Annotated in this window: 15 protein-coding genes; 8 read left to right on the top strand and 7 right to left on the bottom strand. The window is 58.8% G+C overall.

Annotated elements, in window-relative coordinates; genetic code table 11:
* Nucleotides 1-178 precede the first annotated feature (178 nt).
* Nucleotides 179-784 carry an FMN-dependent NADH-azoreductase gene (gene azoR / locus FHU12_RS08245; protein ID WP_141968576.1) on the top strand — a complete coding sequence of 202 codons (606 nt, stop codon included), beginning with the start codon at nt 179-181 and terminating at the stop codon, nt 782-784.
* A gap of 118 nt (nt 785-902) precedes the next feature.
* On the opposite strand, the gene FHU12_RS08235 is transcribed toward azoR, so the two are convergent.
* From FHU12_RS08235 to FHU12_RS08225, 3 genes are read right to left on the bottom strand one after another with little or no spacing between them, the layout of a single operon-like run.
* Nucleotides 903-1,226: a YdbL family probable chaperone protein gene (locus FHU12_RS08235; RefSeq protein ID WP_141968574.1), complete on the bottom strand. Its 324-nt coding sequence runs from the start codon at nt 1,224-1,226 to the stop codon at nt 903-905.
* Between the two features lie 8 nt (nt 1,227-1,234).
* Nucleotides 1,235-1,432 (bottom strand): YnbE family lipoprotein, encoded by a 198-nt coding sequence (locus tag FHU12_RS08230; protein WP_025302979.1) that lies wholly within the window; start codon nt 1,430-1,432, stop codon nt 1,235-1,237.
* Nucleotides 1,429-4,041, bottom strand: a complete 2,613-nt coding sequence (locus tag FHU12_RS08225; RefSeq protein ID WP_141968572.1) for a YdbH family protein — start codon at nt 4,039-4,041, stop codon at nt 1,429-1,431. Before FHU12_RS08225 ends, FHU12_RS08230 begins: the two co-directional genes overlap by 4 nt.
* Before the next feature lie 467 nt (nt 4,042-4,508).
* Between FHU12_RS08225 and FHU12_RS08220 the strand changes: the two genes are divergently transcribed.
* Both FHU12_RS08220 and hslJ read left to right on the top strand, forming a co-directional pair.
* Nucleotides 4,509-5,501, top strand: a complete 993-nt coding sequence (locus tag FHU12_RS08220) for a 2-hydroxyacid dehydrogenase (protein WP_141968570.1) — start codon at nt 4,509-4,511, stop codon at nt 5,499-5,501.
* 50 nt (nt 5,502-5,551) lie between these two features.
* Nucleotides 5,552-5,980, top strand: coding sequence for a heat shock protein HslJ (hslJ, locus tag FHU12_RS08215; RefSeq protein WP_141968568.1), 429 nt, complete (start codon nt 5,552-5,554; stop codon nt 5,978-5,980).
* Between the two features lie 29 nt (nt 5,981-6,009).
* Here the strand turns inward: hslJ and FHU12_RS08210 are convergent, their stop codons facing one another.
* Together FHU12_RS08210 and ssmE are read right to left on the bottom strand one after the other, a co-directional pair.
* Nucleotides 6,010-6,264, bottom strand: coding sequence for a DUF333 domain-containing protein (locus FHU12_RS08210; protein ID WP_122003871.1), 255 nt, complete (start codon nt 6,262-6,264; stop codon nt 6,010-6,012).
* A 501-nt stretch (nt 6,265-6,765) separates the two neighbouring features.
* A complete protein-coding gene (gene ssmE / locus FHU12_RS08205) occupies nt 6,766-7,098 on the bottom strand; it encodes a multidrug efflux SMR transporter SsmE (protein ID WP_046687127.1) in 333 nt (110 codons plus the stop codon).
* Nucleotides 7,099-7,335: 237 nt separating this feature from the next.
* Between ssmE and nifJ the strand changes: the two genes are divergently transcribed.
* Nucleotides 7,336-10,869 (top strand): pyruvate:ferredoxin (flavodoxin) oxidoreductase, encoded by a 3,534-nt coding sequence (nifJ, locus tag FHU12_RS08200; RefSeq protein ID WP_141968566.1) that lies wholly within the window; start codon nt 7,336-7,338, stop codon nt 10,867-10,869.
* 86 nt (nt 10,870-10,955) lie between these two features.
* Here nifJ and FHU12_RS08195 read toward each other — a convergent pair whose 3' ends face one another.
* Nucleotides 10,956-11,270, bottom strand: a complete 315-nt coding sequence (locus tag FHU12_RS08195) for a hypothetical protein (RefSeq protein WP_141968564.1) — start codon at nt 11,268-11,270, stop codon at nt 10,956-10,958.
* Between the two features lie 272 nt (nt 11,271-11,542).
* Here FHU12_RS08195 and ttcA point away from each other — a divergent pair, with 272 nt between their 5' ends.
* On the top strand, nt 11,543-12,481 hold the full coding sequence (gene ttcA, locus FHU12_RS08190) for a tRNA 2-thiocytidine(32) synthetase TtcA (protein ID WP_141968562.1): 939 nt from the start codon (nt 11,543-11,545) through the stop codon (nt 12,479-12,481).
* Between the two features lie 144 nt (nt 12,482-12,625).
* On the top strand, nt 12,626-13,024 hold the full coding sequence (locus FHU12_RS08185) for a VOC family protein (protein WP_141968560.1): 399 nt from the start codon (nt 12,626-12,628) through the stop codon (nt 13,022-13,024).
* A 218-nt stretch (nt 13,025-13,242) separates the two neighbouring features.
* On the opposite strand, the gene zntB is transcribed toward FHU12_RS08185, so the two are convergent.
* Nucleotides 13,243-14,226 (bottom strand): zinc transporter ZntB, encoded by a 984-nt coding sequence (zntB, locus tag FHU12_RS08180; protein ID WP_063990004.1) that lies wholly within the window; start codon nt 14,224-14,226, stop codon nt 13,243-13,245.
* Nucleotides 14,227-14,379: 153 nt separating this feature from the next.
* On the opposite strand from zntB, the gene FHU12_RS08175 reads away from it, so the two are divergent.
* Nucleotides 14,380-15,471 (top strand): hypothetical protein, encoded by a 1,092-nt coding sequence (locus tag FHU12_RS08175; RefSeq protein ID WP_141968558.1) that lies wholly within the window; start codon nt 14,380-14,382, stop codon nt 15,469-15,471.
* A 194-nt stretch (nt 15,472-15,665) separates the two neighbouring features.
* Nucleotides 15,666-15,914: a hypothetical protein gene (locus FHU12_RS08170; RefSeq protein WP_141968556.1), complete on the top strand. Its 249-nt coding sequence runs from the start codon at nt 15,666-15,668 to the stop codon at nt 15,912-15,914.
* Nucleotides 15,915-15,984 lie beyond the last annotated feature (70 nt).

Genomic DNA, 15,984 nt, shown 5'->3' with positions numbered 1-15,984 from the left:
TATCACAAACGGCTTTCTCCCCCTACTTCCGCGAGTAAAGCGTCGCTATGTCATTCAATAAAATTGAACGGAGATCTCGAAATATTGCGCTATCACTGTTGGGGGAATGTGAATAGCATGTACTTCATGCAAGGGACGCTGAGTCCTGATGTCACTGTCACAACGTAAGGAATTATCGATGAGCAACGTATTGGTTCTGAAATCAAGCATCCTGGCGACCTACTCTCAGTCTAACCAACTGGCCGATTTCTTCGTAGAGCAATGGAGCAACGCCCACAGTGGCGATACCATCACCATTCGCGATCTGGCCGCGCAGCCAATCCCGGTCCTGGATGGCGAACTGGTTGGCGCGCTGCGCCCTTCCGATGCTCCGTTGACCCCGCGTCAAAAAGAAGCGCTGGCCCTGTCGGACGAACTGATCGCCGAGCTGCAGGCCAATGATGTCATCGTGATTGCCGCACCGATGTACAACTTCAACATTCCGACCCAGCTGAAAAACTATTTCGACCTGGTTGCCCGCGCCGGCGTGACCTTCCGCTATACCGAAAACGGTCCGGAAGGCCTGGTGAAAAACAAACGCGCCGTGATCCTGACCAGCCGCGGCGGCATCCATAAAGGCACCCCGACCGACCTGGTAGAACCTTACCTGCGTCTGTTCCTGGGCTTCATCGGCATCACCGATGTGGAGTTTGTCTTCGCGGAAGGCATCGCCTACGGCCCGGAAGTGGCGACCAAAGCACAGGAAGACGCCAAGGCGGCCCTGTCTCAGGTGGTTGCTGCCTAAGACCCTGCGCAGGCGCGCCGAGCCCCTGCCGGACAAAAGGCAAGTCCTGTCAAACCTGCACTACCCTCATAATAATCATCTATCCGTATCATTTAGCGCGCCAGACGGCGCGCTTTTTTTATTTCTTCAGCCACTGGCCGTTGATACCGCGCACATACTCGCCGCTCTGCGCCCGCGTCACCAGCTTCTGCCCGGCCATGCGCGCCACTTCATCGACGGCGATATGGTTGCCGTCCGCCACTTCCTGATACTTCTCGGCGCGGCCGGCGTTGATGCGTTTCACCAGCGCCAGCGTTTCTGCATCCTGCTTCACCGGCGCGATATAACCGCTCAGGGTTTCACCCACCCGCCCTTGCTGCTTCGCCTCATCCAGCGTCAACGCCATCGCCATGCCGCTGAACAACCAGGCGGCACCGACCAGCCACAAATAACGTTTTTTCATGTCGGCTCCTAGAACAGACCGCTTTGGGTTTTCAGCAGGTTTTCGACGTCCTTATCCACCTTGATATGAATTTCATGCTCGATCTTGACGTTCATATTGATGGTGATCGGATCCTTCGGCGTCGCCACCTCGATGCGCGGCACGCAGCCGCTCAGCAGCGAAACGCACAGCACCGCTGCCAGCGTCGACACACTCATGATTTTCATTGTTGTTCCCCAGGTTGTGAGAGGGCCTGCTCCAGCCACTCCTGTAAATTGTCGCCGAAGCGCAAACTGCGCCACAGCTGAAACACGTTTTCCTGATGGCGATAGTTCAGGATCACCTCGCGCTTGGCGCTCTTCTGCGGGTTGATGCCGTCGATGCGCGCGCTCAGCGTCAGCTCGCCCAGGTTATCGAGATCGACCCGGGCGTGCGAACGGTTGATTTCCATATAGCGCAGCCAGTCGATCGCCGCGCCGGTTGCCAGGTTGTTGCTGCCGATGGCGTCGGCCATGTCTTTGTCCAGCCGCAGCGTCAGGGTGCCGGCGTTGGCGATCCAGCCGTTTTGCACCAGCCATTTCGGGTGGTTCAGGAACAGCGGCAGCTCGCCGTCGACCCGGCCGGACATGGCGAATTGCTTCGGTTTCAGGGCGGTGAACAGCGCGCTGAGATCGACCTTGTCCAGCTTCAACACCGCGGCGTCATGCTGCGGCAACCGCAGCGCCGACAGGCTGATATGCCCGTTGAGCATGTCCACGCCGACGTTGCTCAACGTCAGCGGCTGCCCTTCACTGTAAGGATAGGTGCCCTGCAGATCGGCGGAAATGTTCTGCATTTCAAACAGGTTGGTAAAGGACTTGATGCGCAGCGATATCGGCTGTTTAGCCCCCAGTTGCCACTGATGCTGCTTGAACCGGTACGACAGGATGAAATCCAGGCCGCTCATTTCGCCGTCCTTCAGCCACATGCCGCCATTTTTCACCACCCAGTGGCCGCCGGCCTCAAACCCTTGTTCACGGGCGGCGGAAAACGCCGACTGCGCGTAAAACTCGCCGTCGCGCAGCGTGAGATTGAGATCCGGCGCCAGCAGCGGCTGGAAGACCTTCAGCGACTGCTTCGGCCACCAGGCTTCGCCGCGCAGGCGCTCGCCGTCCCAGCGGCCGCGCAGCGCGATCGGCCCGATCTGCTGCGCCTGCAGTTTGCCCTGCAGCTGGAAACTGTCCGGCGAACGGCCGTTCACCTGCAGCGCCAGCACCGGCGTCGGCAGATGGCCACCGTCGCTGAAGCTGACCTTATCCGCCGCCAGCTGGAATTCGCCGTTGAGCTGCGGGCTTTGTTCATCACGCTGCCAGCGCAGCGGTTGGTTGAGGCTCAGGCGCGGCGCGGCGACCGTCACCAGACCGTACTTCAATTTGTCGAAGCCGGTGGAGAGCTTGTCGAGCACCAGCTCGCTGTCCTGCCAGCGGCCGCTGCCGGCAACGTCCCAGGCGGCCTGCAGCGGCGGCAACCGGCCGTTGCCCCAGTAACGCCACTGCCAGTCACCCTTATCCGGCCAGAAATCCTGCGCCTGGCCGTCCAGGTGCAGCTTGAAGCGCCCCCAATAACTGTCGCTGGCGCTCAAAATCGCCTGCAGGCGGCCGGTGATACCGGCGGCCGTCACCTTCACGCCGGCCAACGGTAAACGCGCCTCTTCCAGCGTCATTTCCGGCGTCACCTTGCCCCACAGGCGCAGCAGCGAACCGGGCTGAAGCACCAGCGTCGGGTTGAGAATGCTGCCGCCGAGCACGCCCGGGATCGACGCGGTGGTGGAGAAGTCGGCCAGATTGGCCTGGCCGGTCAGTTGGAAACGCAAATCGCTGTCGGTCAACCCCACCTTGCCCGGCCCGAGGGTAAGCACCGCATTGCCCTTGCCGTTGTGACCGGCGGTGATCACGTTCAGCCGCGCGCTGATCTCCGTTTCATCCAGCCCTTTGCTCCAGTCGTGCAGCGCGATGCTCAGGCCGCCGTTCAACGGCTGCCCGCTGTATGGCCAACGCCACTCGCCCTGCTTGATGCTGACCCGCTGCGGGGTCACTTCCCACGGCAGCACCGCCAGCGGCCGGTCGTCGCCTTTTTCGCTCACCGTCAACACGCCCTGCTGCTGTTGCCAGCGCATGTCCAGCAACACCGGTTTTTCCAGATAGGCGGTCTGCATTTCCCCCTGCAGCGCGCCCTGCGTCGGCAGGCTGGCCAGATCCAGAGGAATGGTTATCTTGCCGGCGAGGTGCAGCGGTTGCGCGCTGTTGGGCGGGACGACGGTCAGGCTGTGCAACGTCAGCTGCTGTTTTTCATCCAGCTGCGCCTCGGCACTGAGATTCGGCCCCTGATAATACAGGCGTTGCCCGTCGGAACCGGAAGAGAGCTGCAGCTTGCCGGCATAGCGCTGCCAGGGAATGAGCGTCAGGTCATTAATGGTGAGGTCCAACGGCGGCAGCTGTTGCTGCAGTTGATCGAGCGCCAGCGGCGCGCTGTTGGCGTCACCGCCCGGCAGTTTTGACAAACAGGCGCTATCGACGCTGACCTTGTCGCTCGAGAGCTGCCAGCGGCCCTGGCGATAAGCCAACAGTGTCGGCCCGACGTTGGCCAGTAGGCAATCTTGCGCGGTGAAACGCGCCCCTGCCAACGCCAGGCCGCCCTGGCGCCAATGCAGCTTACCCTGCAACTCCAGCCGGCTTCCCGCCGGCAACCAATGCGATAACACCCCCGGCAGCCAGCGCGGCAAAGTTTGCCACAACGCCAGCACCAGGATTGCGCAACCCGCCACCGTCCCTATGAATACTTTTAATCGCCTGGTCATTAAATGATTGCTTCGTTCCTGAGTTAGGCATTCGTTAAGTCTATGCCTGAATTGACAATAATGATGGCACGAATTTGAGATAGGGTGAAGCTGAGTGCGGTCACGGAGGCGATTTGCACCTTTTTGGCGCAAACGTATGCGGGGTTGTAGATTTTCGTTACATATACATCACATAAATGGGACAGTTTTCAGACTTTTGTTATTGTCGTTACCATTGATGATTAATAGTCTTGCAAGCATTCTAATAAAAGTTTAGCTGCTAGCTAACTGTGTACTAGAGAAGCCATTCCCCACACCCCCGTGGGGATTTTTTTGTCGCTCGCCGTCACCGTCGTCTTCCCTTCACCGTATCGAGCCCCCGTGCAGCCCAGCAGCGGCGATTTCGTCCGTGTCTAGAATGGCTAACCAATTGTCGAATTTACTAAAATCTGTTAAATTGATCACAAAATCACGGTGGAGAAACCACGATGAAATTGGCGATATACAGTACCAAACAGTATGACCGTAAATATCTCGAACTGGTGAATCAGCAATTTGGCTATGAGCTGGAATTCTTCGACTTTTTACTCAGCAAAAAAACCGCCAAAACGGCCGCCGGTTGCAAGGCGGTGTGCATCTTCGTCAACGACGACGCCAGCCGTGAAGTGCTCGAAGAGCTGGCGGCGCTCGGCGTTGAAATCCTCGCCCTGCGCTGCGCCGGTTTTAATAATGTCGATCTGGACGCCGCCAACGCACTGGGCATCAAGGTGGTGCGCGTGCCGGCCTATTCGCCGGAAGCCGTGGCGGAACACGCCGTCGGCATGATGATGTGCCTGAACCGCCGTATTCACCGCGCTTATCAACGCACCCGCGATGCCAACTTCTCTTTGGAAGGGCTGATCGGCTTTAACATGCATAACCGCACCGCAGGGGTGATCGGCACCGGTAAAATCGGCGTGGCGACGATGCGTATTCTGAAAGGCTTCGGCATGAAGCTGCTGGCTTACGATCCCTTCCCCAGCGAACAGGCGCTGGAACTGGGGGCGGAGTATGTCGATCTGAAAACGCTGTACGCGCAGTCCGACGTGATCACCCTGCACTGCCCGCTGACGCCGGAAAACCATCATCTGCTGAATGCCGATGCCTTCGCGATGATGAAAAACGGGGTAATGGTGATCAACACCAGCCGCGGCGCGCTGATCGACTCCACCGCCGCCATCGACGCACTGAAGCAACAGAAAATCGGCGCGCTGGGGATGGACGTCTACGAGAACGAACGCGACCTGTTCTTTGAAGACAAGTCTAACGACGTGATTCAGGATGACGTGTTCCGCCGCCTGTCGGCCTGCCACAACGTGCTGTTCACCGGTCATCAGGCTTTCCTGACCGAAGAGGCGCTGACCAGCATTTCGCAAACCACGCTGCAGAACATCAGCCAGTTGGATCGCGGCGAAACCTGTCCGAATCAGTTGCACGCCTGACGTGATCTCAGGGCGCCCACGAGGCGCCCTGTTTCTTTGAGAGAACGACGATGAGAAAAACCACGGTAGCCGCCTTTGCAGCGCTGGTTCTAGGGGGATGCAGCATGAAACCACACACGGCCGTCACGCCCGGCGATCTGTTGCATCACAACTTCGTGTTGCAGAGCGTAGATGGCGAAACGGTGAAATCACCGGTGGGCGGCGGCCTGCTCAATCTGGAGTTCGGCGAGAACCTGCATGTCTCCGGCGCGATGTGCAACCGTTTCTTCGGCCAGGGGCAATTACGCGACGGCATGCTGACGGTGAAACCGTTGGCCTCGACGCGCAAGCTGTGCCCTGATGAGCAGCGCAACCGCTGGGATCGGGTGATTGGCACCGTGCTCGAAAACGGCGCCAACGTGACGCTAAACGCACAGCAGCTGACGCTCAACGGCAGCGGCCACACGCTGGTTTATACCCTGCGCGACTGGGTGTATTGATCCTGCTCGCCAAGCCGGGTGCCGCGGGCTTACCCGGCGCAGCTGCCCAGGCCCAGCGTGCGTTCCTCACACTGTTTGCCGTTCGGCATCTGGCACATGCGCAGCGCTTCACCGTTCAGGTTGTGCGCGATGGTGGTGACGCCGCCGACCGCCGCGCAACCGGCGCTGGTCTGCAACGTATTGATTCTGGCACTGTTAGCCTGCTGTACTGGCTCTTCGTTATTGCTGCTGCAGGCGGCTAAAAGCAGCACGGCGCTGGCAAGCAGCCATTTTGATGTCGTCATTATCCCACTCCTGAACCCGGAACTGCGCTGTGTAAAATCGCCATTGCTGATAACGCGCGTCACTTGGCGGACACGTTTCGCTATCTTTGATGCAAACTTGTTTAATCTAGCTCGATATATAAATAATGAAAATATATTCCGGTCATTATTTGTGGTTTTTTTGCGCCGGCCGGACATTTATTTTGTTTGCAGAATATTTCCGCCCCTATTGCGAGGCGTTAAACGTGACGGCGCCACCCGCTGCCCGGCCCCGGCCGCATGCGGAAAGTGATAACGTCACTGCTGCTGCCGAGGAAGTTTCCTCCCGCGAAATCGGTCTTAATTATCTTCGCGTGCTTTCAGTGAGACGGCGCATTTTTTGCTACCGGAGAGGATGATATTTGCGTCTATGCTGGCGGCGCTAAGTAATTAGCATTCCACTATTTTCAGTGAATGATGGCTGAATTCTTCAACCGGCGCGACTTACGGTCACGCCGGCCTTTTTTCACATTAAAATAACACTCAGTGCACCGAGGCTTTGGACAGTAAATTAATCACCAGCACGCCGGCAATAATTAATCCCATGCCGACGATCGCCGGCCAATCCAATTTTTGCTGATAAACAAATACCGCCGCGATCGACACCAGCACGATGCCCATGCCCGACCAAATCGCATACACGATACCCAAGGGCATGCTCTTGACCACCATCGACAGCCCCCAAAATGCCACGCCGTAGCCCAGCACCACCAGCAGCGACGGCCACAGGCGGGTAAAGCCCTCGGAGGCTTTTAACATGGTGGTGGCGATCACTTCTGCGACAATCGCCATCGTCAAATACACAAATGCGCTCATGATTTTCTTCTGTCAGTTTACCGATGCGCAATTATGACGCGCCGGCAATAAATTGTCTTTAAACGGCGAAAACAATTTATTGCCGTCGCCCCCAATCGACGAGGAAATACGCCCTTGACGATTTATCACCCGCCACACAAACACGATAAAGCCACGTTCAAACCCTCTGTTAGACTTTTTTCCATTACTGCGAAAGTGCGCTTTCGCGGCTTTGTGAGCAATGAAAAGGTAACGTCGATGATAACTACAGATGGTAATAACGCAGTCGCTTCCGTGGCCTATCGCACCAACGAAGTGATTGCCATCTACCCTATCACGCCGAGTTCCACCATGGCGGAACAGGCGGATGCCTGGTCCGGCGATGGTCGGCAAAACATCTGGGGCGACATCCCCCGGGTGGTGGAAATGCAGTCGGAAGGCGGCGCGATCGCCACCGTGCACGGCGCCTTGCAAACCGGTGCGCTCTCGACCTCGTTCACTTCATCGCAGGGTCTGCTGCTGATGATCCCGACGCTGTACAAGCTGGCCGGCGAGCTGACGCCGTTCGTGCTGCATGTCGCCGCGCGCACCGTGGCCACGCACGCGCTGTCTATCTTCGGCGATCACTCGGACGTGATGGCGGTGCGCCAGACCGGCTGCGCCATGCTGTGTGCCGGCAACGTGCAGGAGGCGCAGGACTTCGCGCTGATCTCGCAGACCGCCACCCTCAACGCGCGCGTGCCGTTTATCCATTTCTTCGACGGCTTCCGCACCTCGCATGAAATCAACAAGATCGTGCCGCTCAGCGACGATACGCTGCGGCAAATGTTGCCGCAGGCGGCGATCGACGCTCACCGCAGCCGAGCGCTGTCGCCGGATCATCCGGTGGTGCGCGGCACTTCCGCCAACCCGGACACCTATTTCCAGTCGCGCGAAGCCACCAACCCGTGGTATGACGCTACCGGCCAGCACGTGATCGACGCCATGGAGGGCTTCGCCGCCCTTACCGGCCGCCACTATCGGCCATTCGACTATTACGGCCACCCGCAGGCCGAGCGCGTGGTGGTGGTGATGGGTTCCGCCGCCGGCACCTGCGAAGAGGTGATTGACACCTTGCTGACCCGCGGCGAGAAAGTCGGCGTGCTGAAGGTGCGGCTGTTCCGACCGTTCTCCGCCAAATACCTGCTCGACGCCCTGCCGGACAGCGTGCGCAGCGTCGCGGTGCTCGATCGCACCAAAGAACCGGGCGCGCTGGCCGAACCGCTGTATCTGGACGTGATGACCGCGCTGGCGGAAGCCTACAGCCGGGGTGAACGCGCCACGCTGCCGCGGGTGATCGGCGGCCGTTACGGCCTGTCGTCGAAAGAGTTCGGCCCGGACTGCGCGCTGGCGGTGTTCCGCGAGCTGGCCCAGCCGCAGCCGCGCCCGCGCTTTACCGTCGGCATCTTCGATGATGTCACCGGGCTTTCGCTGCCGCTGAGCGACGAAATCCTGCCGCAGCGCGCCTCGCTGGAAGCGCTGTTCTACGGTTTGGGCAGCGACGGCTCGGTCTCGGCCACCAAGAACAACATCAAAATCATCGGCAACGCCACGCCGCTGTATGCCCAGGGCTATTTCGTCTATGACTCCAAAAAGGCCGGCGGCCTGACGGTGTCGCACCTGCGCGTCAGCGAGCAGCCGATCAATTCGGCCTACCTGGTCAGCCACGCGGACTTCGTCGGCTGCCACCAGCTGCAGTTTATCGATAAGTACCAGATGGTCGAACGCCTGAAGCCCGGCGGCACCTTCCTGCTCAATACCCCTTACGGCGCCGACGAGGTCTGGTCGCGCCTGCCGCAGGAGGTTCAGGCGCTGCTGCACCAGCGCCAGGCGCGTTTCTATATCATCAACGCCGCCAAGCTGGCGCGCGAATGCCGGCTCGGCGCGCGCATCAACACCGTAATGCAGATGGCGTTCTTCCACCTGACGCAGATCCTGCCGAGCGACGTGGCGCTGCAACAGCTGCAGGATGCCATCGCCCGCAGCTACAGCAGCAAGGGCCAGGAGATCGTTGAGCGTAACTGGCAGGCGCTGGGTGCCACCCGTGGCGCACTGACCGAAATTCCACTGCAGCCGATCGACGACAGCAGCCCAATGCGCCCGCCGGTGGTTTCGGACGCCGCGCCGGACTTCGTCAAAACCGTTACCGCCGCGATGCTGGCCGGGCTGGGCGATGCGCTGCCGGTTTCCGCCTTCCCGCCGGACGGCACCTGGCCGGTGGGCACCACCCAGTGGGAAAAGCGCAACATCGCCGAAGAAATCCCGGTCTGGCAGCCCGACCTGTGCACCCAGTGCAACCACTGCGTCGCCGCCTGCCCGCACTCCGCCATTCGCGCCAAGGTGGTTCAGCCGGCGGAGATGGCACACGCCCCCGCTTCCCTGCAATCTCTGGATGTCAAATCACGCGATATGCGCGGCCAGAAATACGTACTGCAAGTGGCGCCGGAAGATTGCACCGGCTGTAACCTGTGTGTCGAGGTCTGCCCGGCGAAAGATCGCCAGAACCCAGAGATCAAGGCCATCAACATGGCTTCGCGCCTCGAAAACCTGACGGCGGAAAAAGACAACTACGACTTCTTCCTGCAACTGCCGGAAATCGATACGGCGCAGCTGGAGCGCATCGACATTCGCACCTCGCAGCTGATCACGCCGCTGTTCGAATACTCTGGTGCCTGCTCCGGCTGCGGCGAAACGCCGTACATCAAGCTGCTAACCCAGCTCTATGGCGACCGTTTGCTGATCGCCAACGCCACCGGCTGTTCCTCGATCTACGGCGGCAATCTGCCGACCACGCCTTACACCACCAACGCCGAAGGGCGCGGGCCGGCGTGGGCCAACTCGCTGTTCGAAGACAACGCCGAATTCGGCCTGGGCTTCCGTCTGACGGTCGATCAACATCGCGCACGGGTGCTGCGCCTGCTGAATTCGCTGGCGCCGCAGCTGCCGGAGCAGTTGGTCAATGCCTTGCAGATGGAAGATGTGGCGCCAGAGCCGCGCCGTAAGCAAATCGCCGAACTGCGCACGCTGCTGGCGAGTATTGGAGGTGAAGACGCACGCCAGCTGGCGGCCGACGCCGATTACCTGGTCGATAAATCCATCTGGCTGATCGGCGGGGACGGCTGGGCCTACGACATCGGCTTCGGCGGTTTGGATCACGTCCTCAGCCTGACGGAGAACGTCAACGTGCTGGTGCTCGACACCCAATGCTACTCCAACACCGGCGGCCAGCAGTCGAAAGCCACACCGCTCGGCGCGGTGACCAAATTCGGCGAACACGGCAAGCGCAAGGCGCGCAAAGATTTGGGCGTCAGCATGATGATGTACGGCCATGTCTACGTCGCGCAGATCTCGCTGGGGGCGCAGCTTAACCAAACGGTGAAAGCGATTCAGGAGGCCGAGGCCTATCCGGGGCCGTCGCTGATCATCGCCTACAGCCCGTGCGAAGAGCACGGCTACGATCTGGCGCTCAGCCACGATCAGATGAAACAGCTGACCGCCACCGGCTTCTGGCCGCTGTACCGCTTCGATCCGCGTCGCAGCGCCGAGGGCAAGGCCGCATTGGCGCTGGATTCGCGGCCGCCAAACAGCAACCTGTCGGAAACGCTGCTGAAAGAACAGCGTTTCCGCCGCCTGAACGCGCAGCAGCCGGAGGTGGCCAGCGCGCTGTATCAGGCCGCAGAGAAAGAGCTGAAGGAGAAATACGATTTCCTCAGCCTGCTGGCCGGCAAGGCGGAAAAGTCCGCCGCTGAGTAACCCCCTCAGGGCGCGAGCGATTCGCGCCCTGTTTTTCACATACCGTTTGAATCAGCGATGGGCCTCAATGCTCAAGGGTTTCACACTTAACGAGCCGCGTTTTTTTCTTTTATCCATTGCGCCATGACGCGTGTCGAGAACGGCTTATCCGTTTTAATCTCCGCTAAAGCGCAAACCTTGTCTTTGAACGTGGCGCCCAGCGAAAATAATTTCCCGTCATAGTAACAATAAAGTGCATCTCCCTTATCCTTGCCATCAAGACGCTCTTTTTGCTCTCGCGGTACCAGTACGACGGTTTCGGTCGGTTCGCTCAGACCAACAGGCATCGTGTCAAACGCCAGTGCGTTTTCTGCGTAAGCAAAAAACGATGCGCAAAGTCCAACAACAGTGATTCCTTTCATGCTCTCTGTGCCTCTCGGTGTAAGTTCTGACTGAGATGAGACCCGCACCGCGAAACAACGTTCCCTCGAAGCCGTCGTTCAAATGACGGCGAATGCTGTGAGCCGAAAAACCTGCTGGTATTCATCGCCACAATCCGTACCATACAGACCTCGCGTCGGGTGCGTGGCTGCTGGATGATGAATAATGATCAAAATCGGCCGGTTGAATGGTAAACTCGCGGTCTACAACGCCATGCCCCTAGTGCCCCCCATTGAGAATGAGCACGATTTAAATGTCAGAAAAGCAATCCGTTAGCCAAAAAGAGCAGTACAATCTGAACAAGTTGCAAAAGCGCCTGCGCCGCAACGTGGGCGAAGCGATCGCCGATTTCAATATGATTGAAGAAGGCGACCGCATCATGGTCTGCCTGTCCGGCGGTAAAGACAGCTACACCATGCTGGAGATCCTGCGCAACCTGCAGCAGAGCGCGCCGATCAACTTCTCGCTGATCGCGGTGAACCTCGATCAGAAACAGCCCGGCTTCCCGGAGCATATTCTGCCCGCCTACCTGGAAAGCCTGGGGGTGGAATACAAGATCGTCGAAGAGAACACCTACAGCATCGTCAAAGACAAGATCCCGGAAGGCAAGACCACCTGTTCACTGTGCTCGCGCCTGCGCCGCGGCATTCTGTACCGCACCGCCACCGAACTGGGTGCCACCAAGATCGCGCTGGGCCATCACCGCGATGACATTCTGCAGACGCTGTTCCTCAACATGTTCTACGGCGGCAAGATGAAAGGCATGCCGCCCAAACTGATGAGCGACGACGGCAAGCACGTGGTCATTCGCCCACTGGCCTATTGCCGCGAGAAAGACATCGAGCGTTTCTCTATCGCCAAAGCCTTCCCGATTATTCCATGTAACCTGTGCGGCTCGCAGCCTAATCTGCAACGCCAGGTGATCGGCGATATGCTGCGTGACTGGGACAAACGTTACCCAGGCCGATTGGAAACCATGTTCAGCGCCATGCAAAACGTGGTGCCTTCGCACCTTAGCGATATCAATCTTTTCGATTTCAAGGGCATTCACCACGGTAGCGCCGTGGTGGACGGCGGCGATTTGGCCTTCGATCGTGAAGACATTCCGATGCAGCCGGTCGGTTGGCAACCGGAAGACTCGGACGACGCAGCACCTGTGCCAGAGCGTTTGAGCGTGCTGGAAATCAAATAAGCCCCTCGCCGCTTGCCCTCTGCAAGCGGCGACATTCCCCTCACTCGACGATCTCGATCCTGTTCACAGTTTGCGCAAAATTTACTGGGCGATGCCGTTTTTACCCTATACTGTTTATTTATACAGTTATATGGAGATCGCGCAATGAATATCACCCCCTGTCTGTCTCACGTCTCGCTAGGCTCCAACGATTTCGCTGCCGCCGCGGCTTTTTACGATCGCACGCTGGCCGCCTTGGGTTGCCGACGCGTGCTGGAACATCCCGGCGCCATCGGGTATGGCCGCGACTACCCCGAGTTTTGGCTGCAGGTGCCGATCGACGGTCAATCCGCCTCACCCGGCAACGGTACGCACGTCGGTTTTTTCGCCACCAGCAAGCAACAGGTGGATGAATTCCATCGCCAGGCGCTGCTGGCCGGCGCCGTCGATGAAGGCGCGCCCGGTTCGCGGCCGCACTATGGTGAGGCCTATTACGGCTGTTTTGTCCGTGATTTGGATGGGCACAAGATTGAAGCCAGCTTCTGGGATGAAAGCGCGGCCTGAGGATGAGAGAAAACCGCATAAAAAAATGCCGGTGATTAAACCGGCATTGTACGAATCAAATGTGCTATGCAGTAATTCAAAAATAAGAAAGTAAGACAATTATGGAGCGCAACGCCCATCGCTTGACGTTGCATTCACCTGCGAGAGAGATCATGCCCCATTTCCCCCGGCTAAATGTTGATATTGCTCAATGTTAACCGGGTTTTCATCATTTTTGCCTACAGCCAGCGGCTGCGCTTCAACCACCAGGCGACGCCAAGCACCAGCCCGACCAACATCAGGCAAAATGCCGCAAAACCGAGAGGATTGCCGCCGCCCGGAATGCCGCCAAGGTTGACGCCAAACAGCCCGGTGAGGAAGGTGGTCGGGAGAAATACCATCGCCAACAATGACATGGTGTAAGTGCGGCGGTTCATCGCATCCGCCATCACCGTGGTGATCTCATCGGACAAGATGGCAGTGCGCGCGATGCTGCCGTCCAGATCGTCCAATCCCCGCCCCAGACGATCCGCGATGTCCTGCATGCGGCGGCGATCGTCATCGCTCATCCACGGCAGGCGGTCGCTGGCCAGCCGAGCGAAGACGTCACGCTGCGGCGCCATGTAACGACGCAGCACGATCAGCTGCTTACGGATCAACGCCAGCTGGCCGCGCTCCGGCACCTGTTGCTCCAGCAAAGCGTCCTCCAGATCAATAATCTTGTCGTGCAGATCCTCGATGAATTCGCTGGTGTGATCGGTCAACGCATCAGAAATTTCCACCAGCCAGCTGCCGCTGTTGGTCGGCCCGGCGCCGCTTTGCAGATCGTTCACCACCTGATCGATGGAATACACCTTGCGGTGCCGGGTGGAGATAATCAGCTTATCGGTGATGTACACGCGGATGGTGACCAGCTGATCCGGCCGGGAATTGGCGTTGAAGTTGATGCTGCGCAGGGTAATCATGGTGCCTTCACCCTGGCGGCTGACGCGCGGCCGCGAGCTTTCGCCGGAGAGCGCTTCGCGCACCGAATCTGGCAGCAGCGGCGTAGTGCTCAACCATTCGGCGCTGGCCGGGTGCGCATAATCGAGATGCAGCCAGCACGGCGCGTCACAGGTGATCTTGTCATCCTGCTCAATCGGCGTGACCCCCCCCTTGCCGTCCAGCTGATAAGCGTAAACCGCATCGGCGACCTGCAGCTCGCTCCCCTCAATCACATCCATTCATTTATCCCCTCAGTCTTGCTTATGTTGCAGAGTCTAGCGTTAACACCTTGGAGATCAAAGGCCAAGCTGTAACGGCAGTTTTCACCAGGGGCTAAAAGCCTGCTCTATACTTCAGGCGAAGGAACACCTGAGGACACGTGAAGAGCAACGATGATGGAAAGTGCAAACGCAAAACATTGTTCAGCTAACCGGGTGACTCTGCGTCGCCTGCTCTGCAGCGCAGTCGCGGCAATGCTGTTCACCAGCCAACCGCTGCACGCGGAGCCGATGCTGGAGCACATCGCCACCCCGTTTCGCGTCGCGACGGCGGCGGGCGATGTGACTTACTTTGTCGCCCATGAGCACAGCGCCCAGCCGCGTACCGCACTGGTGGTGATGCACGGCCACCCACGCGATGCCGCTAAAACGTTGCAAGCGGCGATCAGCGCAGCCCAGGCTGCGGGAGCGGGAGGCAAAGCCCTGCTCGTCGCCCCGCTGTTCCAGGTGCCGGAGAAACTTGCCGCTCGCTGCCATTCCGCCGGGATCCCGTCGCCGCAAGGCGGCGAGGCCCTGTGGCGCTGCGGCTCCTGGATCGAAGGCGATTTGGATAATAGCGGGAAAACCGGTTCGTTCAACGCCATGGATAACCTGCTGGCCGATCTGAAACGGCGCTGGCCATCGCTGCAGTCGATAACCGTGGCCGGTTTTTCCGCCGGTGCTCAGTTCGTGCAGCATTATGTCGGCTTTGCCCATCCGCCAAACGCAGTGCGTCTGCGCTATGTGGTGGCCGACCCCGGCAGCTGGCTCTACTTTGATAATCTGCGCCCCCAGCCAGCAAACGGGGGGAGCTGCGGCAGTGAAACAACCTGCCGCTTCCGTTGGCAGACGCTGAACGCCGGCCAGTGTCCACGGGCCAGCCAGTGGAAATACGGCCTGGAAGCGCTTCCCGCTCACCTGCAGCGCACGGCCGATGCCGCTCGTCAGCGCTATGCCGCCGCTGATATCACCTACCTGGCCGCCGCCGAGGATACCGGCACCGCGCCGGGCGCCTACTATCGGATACTCGACAAATCCTGCGCCGCCCAGCTGCAGGGCCCCTATCGATTGCAGCGAGCCTTGGCCTATGCCGACTATGACCGGCGTTACCTGGCGCCGGATAAGCCGCATCGGTTAACGATCGTTCCCGGCTGCGGGCACAACGTCGCCTGCGTCTTTCCCGCCCCGGCGGCCAGGCGGGCGCTTTTCCCGATTAATGCAGACTAATAATAACGGTAATGAAATAAACCATTGCCGATAAATCAGGCAATATCGCCGATAAAGCACTGGTAATGCCGTTATTATTATGACTTAACATATTGCTATCACTTTTAATTCAAAATGATAATAATAAATCAACATAAAGCTGTTTCAGCGCAAATTTTAGGGGCATATACTTTTCTCACTACGAGGAGGTAGTTATGTTACGCGACCATTTAAAAATAAACGCCAGCGATACGCTGGAAAAAATCAGCAATATCCATTTGCAAAACCAGGGGCAGGAAGAGATCAGTGAATTCGTGGTAAAAAACGCCGCCGGCCTGCAGATTGGCACGGTCTCCGTCCACGATCGTTTCAGCACTCGCCGCTCTTATCCCACCAGCTATCGCATCACCCAAACCGACATGAGCGGCCGTGTGGTGGTGGATGCCATGCGGGACTGTCTATAAGCGTAACCACTATCGGAAATAACGAAAAATAATGTGATGATGGCGACCCTGTTTATTATTAAACGGGGTT

This window comes from Serratia marcescens (genome assembly GCF_006715005.1).
Lineage (GTDB): Bacteria > Pseudomonadota > Gammaproteobacteria > Enterobacterales > Enterobacteriaceae > Serratia > Serratia montpellierensis.
Note: the sequence above shows the minus strand (reverse complement) of the source record. Positions and strands in the feature narration are given on the sequence as shown.

Bases quoted from the DNA above. Each gene is read 5' to 3' on its own strand.
- azoR (WP_141968576.1), top strand. From the start codon at position 179: ATGAGCAACGTATTGGTTCTGAAATCAAGCATCCTGGCGACCTACTCT.
- FHU12_RS08235 (WP_141968574.1), bottom strand. From the start codon at position 1,226: ATGAAAAAACGTTATTTGTGGCTGGTCGGTGCCGCCTGGTTGTTCAGC.
- FHU12_RS08230 (WP_025302979.1), bottom strand. From the start codon at position 1,432: ATGAAAATCATGAGTGTGTCGACGCTGGCAGCGGTGCTGTGCGTTTCG.
- FHU12_RS08225 (WP_141968572.1), bottom strand. From the start codon at position 4,041: ATGACCAGGCGATTAAAAGTATTCATAGGGACGGTGGCGGGTTGCGCA.
- FHU12_RS08220 (WP_141968570.1), top strand. From the start codon at position 4,509: ATGAAATTGGCGATATACAGTACCAAACAGTATGACCGTAAATATCTC.
- hslJ (WP_141968568.1), top strand. From the start codon at position 5,552: ATGAGAAAAACCACGGTAGCCGCCTTTGCAGCGCTGGTTCTAGGGGGA.
- FHU12_RS08210 (WP_122003871.1), bottom strand. From the start codon at position 6,264: ATGACGACATCAAAATGGCTGCTTGCCAGCGCCGTGCTGCTTTTAGCC.
- ssmE (WP_046687127.1), bottom strand. From the start codon at position 7,098: ATGAGCGCATTTGTGTATTTGACGATGGCGATTGTCGCAGAAGTGATC.
- nifJ (WP_141968566.1), top strand. From the start codon at position 7,336: ATGATAACTACAGATGGTAATAACGCAGTCGCTTCCGTGGCCTATCGC.
- FHU12_RS08195 (WP_141968564.1), bottom strand. From the start codon at position 11,270: ATGAAAGGAATCACTGTTGTTGGACTTTGCGCATCGTTTTTTGCTTAC.
- ttcA (WP_141968562.1), top strand. From the start codon at position 11,543: ATGTCAGAAAAGCAATCCGTTAGCCAAAAAGAGCAGTACAATCTGAAC.
- FHU12_RS08185 (WP_141968560.1), top strand. From the start codon at position 12,626: ATGAATATCACCCCCTGTCTGTCTCACGTCTCGCTAGGCTCCAACGAT.
- zntB (WP_063990004.1), bottom strand. From the start codon at position 14,226: ATGGATGTGATTGAGGGGAGCGAGCTGCAGGTCGCCGATGCGGTTTAC.
- FHU12_RS08175 (WP_141968558.1), top strand. From the start codon at position 14,380: ATGATGGAAAGTGCAAACGCAAAACATTGTTCAGCTAACCGGGTGACT.
- FHU12_RS08170 (WP_141968556.1), top strand. From the start codon at position 15,666: ATGTTACGCGACCATTTAAAAATAAACGCCAGCGATACGCTGGAAAAA.